Here is a 4,907-nt window from a genome sequence, read left to right on the forward strand (position 1 = left end):
TCTCGAATTTGGATTGCATACTTTCACCTTAATTCTATTTACTGGGGATAATTTAAAAAAGAATTATACATGAATTAATTGAATGCAAAAAGATCTGAGTGGTTTTAAATTGACCATATAGGGAGTACTCAGAAATATTCTTACATTAATGCGAGGTCACACCCGATAAAATAATTAATTTTGAGAGGTTACTCTTAGGATTTCGGCTAGTGATGTGTCTCCACATAATACTCTTTTAAAACCATCTTCACGAATGCTAGGTGTGGTAGGTCTTAAATAGTTCTCCATAGTTTGAATGTCTTCATTACGATGGATCATTCCTCGCAATGTTTCATCCAGGGTTATTAGCTCATAAATTCCTGTCCTGCCTTTATAACCCAAGTGATTACAGTAATCGCATCCTTTAGGTTCAAAAACCTGGGATACATCCGCATCTGGCTTAAGCCCCATTAACAGTTTCTCTTCTTCTCTTAGTTGATGGGGTATTTTACAATGAGAACATAATTTTCTTACCAATCGTTGTGCGATAAGCCCAACAATGCTAGATGATAATAAGAAAGACTCCACTCCCATATCATGTAAGCGAGTTAATGCGCCCAATGCGCTATTAGTGTGTAAGGTAGAAAGAACTAGATGTCCTGTTAGGCTGGCTTGAACTGCAATTTCAGCTGTTTCCAAGTCCCGTATTTCTCCTATCATGACCACATCTGGATCTTGTCGTAATATAGCTCGTAACCCTTTGGCAAAAGTCATTTGGACTTTGGTATTGACTTGTGTTTGCCCTATACCCGGCAAGTCATATTCTATTGGATCTTCAATGGTTAAAATATTTCGAGTTACCTGGTTTAATTCAGTCAGCATGGCATATAGAGAGGTTGTCTTACCTGATCCTGTAGGACCAGTTACTAAAATAATGCCATGAGGCTCTGCAATCATTTGCTGTACTGTCTTCAGTGTATGCTTAGGCATTCCTAAAAGATTTAAATCCAATTGGGCTGCTTGTTTGTCCAGGATCCTTAAAACCACACGTTCTCCATGATTGGATGGCAAAGTGGAAACCCTGACGTCGATATTATGTCCTCCAATACGCAAAGAAATTCTACCATCTTGGGGAATTCGTTTTTCAGCAATATCCAGTTTAGCCATCACTTTAACTCTAGAGATAACCAGTGGTGCAATGGCACGTTGAATTTCGAGAACTTCTTGGAGAACCCCATCGATTCGGTTTCGAACTAACACTCTGTCTTCGTAGGTTTCAATATGAATATCAGAAGCTTTTTGTTTAATGGCTTGGGTAAATAGAGCATTTAGCAATCGAATAATAGGGGCATCGTCCTGGTTCTCTAATAAGTCTTCACTTACAGGAAGTTGACTTGCCAACAAGGATAAATCCATATCTTCTTCCATGCCTTCTGCTGCATCCAGAATAGAAGATTTAGACTGGTAAATATTTGCTAAATGTTGTTGAAAAACTGACTCATCTACTTGTTTTAAATCAAGCTCACATTGCAATAGTCGTTTAATTTCAGCAAAAGCTTGTAAGGAAGTGTTGGATAAATGATATACAAGGGCGTGATTGTCTTTGATATCGCCTATGACAATCCCATTATTTTTTGCAAAGCTGTAAGGAATTTTAAGTAATTCGTTGTCAATTTCCATAGTTTATTTAGTCATTTCAATAACTACTGGGCGTGTACTAGTACTGAATGGCACCGGTAAATTTCCTTGGGTTAAAGGTGGTAATACCGTTTCATCATCTGTTTGCTCAAAAGCTTCTTGAGATCGTAGCCAATCCAGTTGGTATTGTCGTACATCATTATATTTTTCACCAGTAATATGTAAATTATCTCTCTCATTACGAAGTATAATAGGTTTTATAAAAACCATTAGCACTCGTTTGTCTCTATTACGAATATTTCTTTGGAATAATCGGCCTACTCCAGGAATATCTCCTAAAATTGGTATTTTATTATTGTCATTTCCGAGGCTATCTTGGGTTAACCCACCTAACACGACGATATCACCACTTTCAACGTGGACTGAAGTTACAATGCTGCTGATGTTAAATGTAGGGTTTGTTGTGCTGTCTGTTGTACTGGCAGGATCCAAAGTATCATTACCTTGATCGATTTGTAATTGAATTCCTTGGCCACGAGTGATTTGTGGTCTTACATAGAGGTGTAATGCCACATTAACCCGATCAAAGGTTGTATAAGGACTGGCTGTAGTAGTACCGCCAGCATTATTTGGATAACTGGTTGTAGCTACAGAAACCTGTTTACCAATGAGTATTTTTGCCTGACGATTATCAAGAACTACAACAGATGGGGTTGATAAAATATTGGCTTTTTGTTCTCTTGCCAAGGCATATATTTGAGCCTGGAAATCATCAATTCTCGTTTTGCTGTTAATAATGGCAAAGCCAGGCCTAAAATCTTTGGGATTACCCGTTTGTTGATTGGAGCCCCATTCTATCCCAAGATTAGTAACATCTTTCTGATCTACCTCGGCCACTAGAGCTTCAATCAATAATTGTGCTGGCTTTATATCCAGTTGAGAAATCACTGCTTTCAGAATTCGTATGATGGATGCAGGTGCATTGAGGATAATGGAATTGGTGTTAGGCTCCCCAATAATCTGTACTGTAGGCTTAGTAGAGCCTTCGCTTTGAGTCGTGGCAGATGTAGTGCCTGCTGTTGCAGTGGAAGTACTTAACGGGGCAGAAGAGGGAGTGGCTGCTCCACTATTGCTTGAGAGAGAGCTTTGTCCATCGCCTGAGATGTTGGCAAGGCTGGAAGCTGGATTAGTGCTATCTAATGCTGGTCTCGTAATAGTTCCAATGGTTGTTCCTACATTTCCACTAAAATTGGCTTGAGCTATTCCTGCCAGTATGGGAACTAAATCTTCTGCTCTTAAATAATTCAGGTATACGACTTGTGTATTAGAGTTAACTCCAGTGGAACTCTCTTTATCCAACTTTAAGATGAGCATTCGCAAACGGATTCTGTCGGTTTTGCTTCCACTAACTAAAATTGAATTCGAACGATCATCAGCAGCAATAGTAATTTGGGTTCTGCTACCGATGCCGGGTTGGGTTTTTACCAAGTCTTTTAGCGTATTGGCCACATCCATGGCCAAAGCGTGGTGCAAACGTACCATGTCTATCCCATTGGCAGAAGAACTATCTACTTGTCTAATAATTTCTGCAAGACTTTTAATGTTATTAGCTCGTCCGGATAATATCAGCATATTGGAAGGGGCATAGGCTGAAACACTACTCCATTGCGGCATTAATGGTCTAAGTACGGGCACAAGCTGTTCAGAAGGGACGTAGTGGACAGGCACAACAGCCACCATCATATCGTCCCCTCTGGGAGGACTCTTCATCCCACTAAGTAAGTCGGGAGATTGGGTTTTTGCATCAATATTGGGAATAATTTTGATGACTTCACCACTAGGTATTGCCGCATAACCGGATACTTGGAGAACAGAGAGGAATACTTGATACAATTCGCGATTAGATAATGGGGTAGAAGAAACAATGGATACTTTCCCTTGTACCCTTGGATCAATGATAAAATTTTTACCTGTGATTCTTGATACTTCTGCAATAACAGCTCTGATATCAGCATTTCTTAAATTCCATAATTTGCTGCCAGGAGGTGAAGTTTGCGATTGTTCCAGATTTTGAGGTGGTTTGCTGACTTCAAGTGAAGAGGCCGTTTGATTATTGCTAACTTGCGCCAATTGTTTTTCTGTTCTTTGTGATAGTTTTTCTTTGAGTGCCCTGGCTGTTTGGTAATCATCAATGGGGCCAATTTGCACAAGATAAAGATGTTTGTCTGCAAGATTCTTAATTTCGATTTTTTGCTCTACTAATTTAGCCAATTCATTTTGACGAGATTTTGCATCTTTTTCTAAGTTGTAGGCACCTGCCTGAAGATAAAAAATTGTATTGCCATTTTTTGTTACGGTTGAAATATTGACTTCATTAGCTTGGACTAATGAAGTACAAATGAAGGCTAAAAATATAATTACTATGGAACGCATTTAAAAACCGTAAAGTAATAGATAAATAACATAATAACCAAATTTAACAGCTTACCATAGCTTTTTTGACAACTTAGATCAGGAAATTCGATTTGAAAAAATTTGCTCTTGCTAAATTGAAATAATTCCAATAGATTGGGACAAAAATTAATCTGCTCGTTGTTAGAATCTTAGGAAGTAATTACTTTATAAACAGCAAGAAACTTATGTTTAAGGCGCCGATAAAATGGGGTATTTTGGGGCTTATATTAGATAGAGTGGCGTAGGTATAGAATTAGGTGTTATGCTTCGATAATATGCGATCGGTCAAATCTTATTCAAAAGGTGTGACCTTGAATTAATGTACTCTAAATTAATAAGGGTAAGGCGAAAAGTATGCGAGACAAGTTTAAGGAATTTGATGAATTACCGGCAGAACTCAAGCGCGAAACAGCAGAATATTTACCAAACCGTGATTTAGTGAACTTTGCTTCGATTTCAAAACATCATTGGACATTGTTTAAACCCCGGGTTGATGAGTGTAAGCTGATACATCAGCTATTACTTCACGTAGTACGTGGTGAGCATGATAAAGTGCATTCGATGTTAAAAAAGGATATGAGTTTAATTTTTAAAAGAGGCTTCGTTATGGATTGCTCTGGGCGAGAATTTGAGAACGTAAGTCCTGAATATGCACTGTGGGGCTCTGGATAAAACACATGTGGGGCAGCAATGATTGACTGCATCCCAAGTAATGAAGAAGGCAACAAGGTATTGACACGATTGATTGCTCAATACAACAAAGTGAACACGGACGGAGTCACTTATAGGCTTAATGGAAAAAACAATCACTGAAAAAGCATTTTGATTTCGAAAAA

4 protein-coding genes are annotated in these 4,907 nt (G+C 38.5%); 2 read left to right on the forward strand and 2 right to left on the reverse strand.

Annotation, left to right across the window (positions count from 1 at the left end; genetic code table 11):
- Positions 1-174 precede the first annotated feature (174 nt).
- Positions 175-1,659: a GspE family T2SS ATPase variant LspE gene (gene lspE, locus OK13_RS13415; RefSeq protein ID WP_035891613.1), complete on the reverse strand. Its 1,485-nt coding sequence runs from the start codon at positions 1,657-1,659 to the stop codon at positions 175-177.
- Between the two features lie 3 nt (positions 1,660-1,662).
- Positions 1,663-4,050 carry a GspD family T2SS secretin variant LspD gene (lspD, locus tag OK13_RS13420; protein WP_035891616.1) on the reverse strand — a complete coding sequence of 796 codons (2,388 nt, stop codon included), beginning with the start codon at positions 4,048-4,050 and terminating at the stop codon, positions 1,663-1,665.
- Positions 4,051-4,425: 375 nt separating this feature from the next.
- Here lspD and OK13_RS13425 point away from each other — a divergent pair, with 375 nt between their 5' ends.
- Entirely contained in the window at positions 4,426-4,743 is a 318-nt protein-coding gene (locus OK13_RS13425) for a hypothetical protein (RefSeq protein WP_052117695.1), read from the forward strand.
- An 18-nt stretch (positions 4,744-4,761) separates the two neighbouring features.
- Positions 4,762-4,884 carry a hypothetical protein gene (locus OK13_RS16110; protein WP_338151684.1) on the forward strand — a complete coding sequence of 41 codons (123 nt, stop codon included), beginning with the start codon at positions 4,762-4,764 and terminating at the stop codon, positions 4,882-4,884.
- Positions 4,885-4,907 lie beyond the last annotated feature (23 nt).

It is taken from the genome of Legionella norrlandica (genome assembly GCF_000770585.1).
GTDB classification, from domain to species: Bacteria; Pseudomonadota; Gammaproteobacteria; order Legionellales; family Legionellaceae; genus Legionella; species Legionella norrlandica.

What these genes read in the sequence shown, in the direction of transcription:
- OK13_RS13425 (WP_052117695.1), top strand. Translation starts at nt 4,426, where the DNA reads ATGCGAGACAAGTTTAAGGAATTTGATGAATTACCGGCAGAACTCAAG.
- lspD (WP_035891616.1), bottom strand. Translation starts at nt 4,050, where the DNA reads ATGCGTTCCATAGTAATTATATTTTTAGCCTTCATTTGTACTTCATTA.
- lspE (WP_035891613.1), bottom strand. Translation starts at nt 1,659, where the DNA reads ATGGAAATTGACAACGAATTACTTAAAATTCCTTACAGCTTTGCAAAA.
- OK13_RS16110 (WP_338151684.1), top strand. Translation starts at nt 4,762, where the DNA reads ATGATTGACTGCATCCCAAGTAATGAAGAAGGCAACAAGGTATTGACA.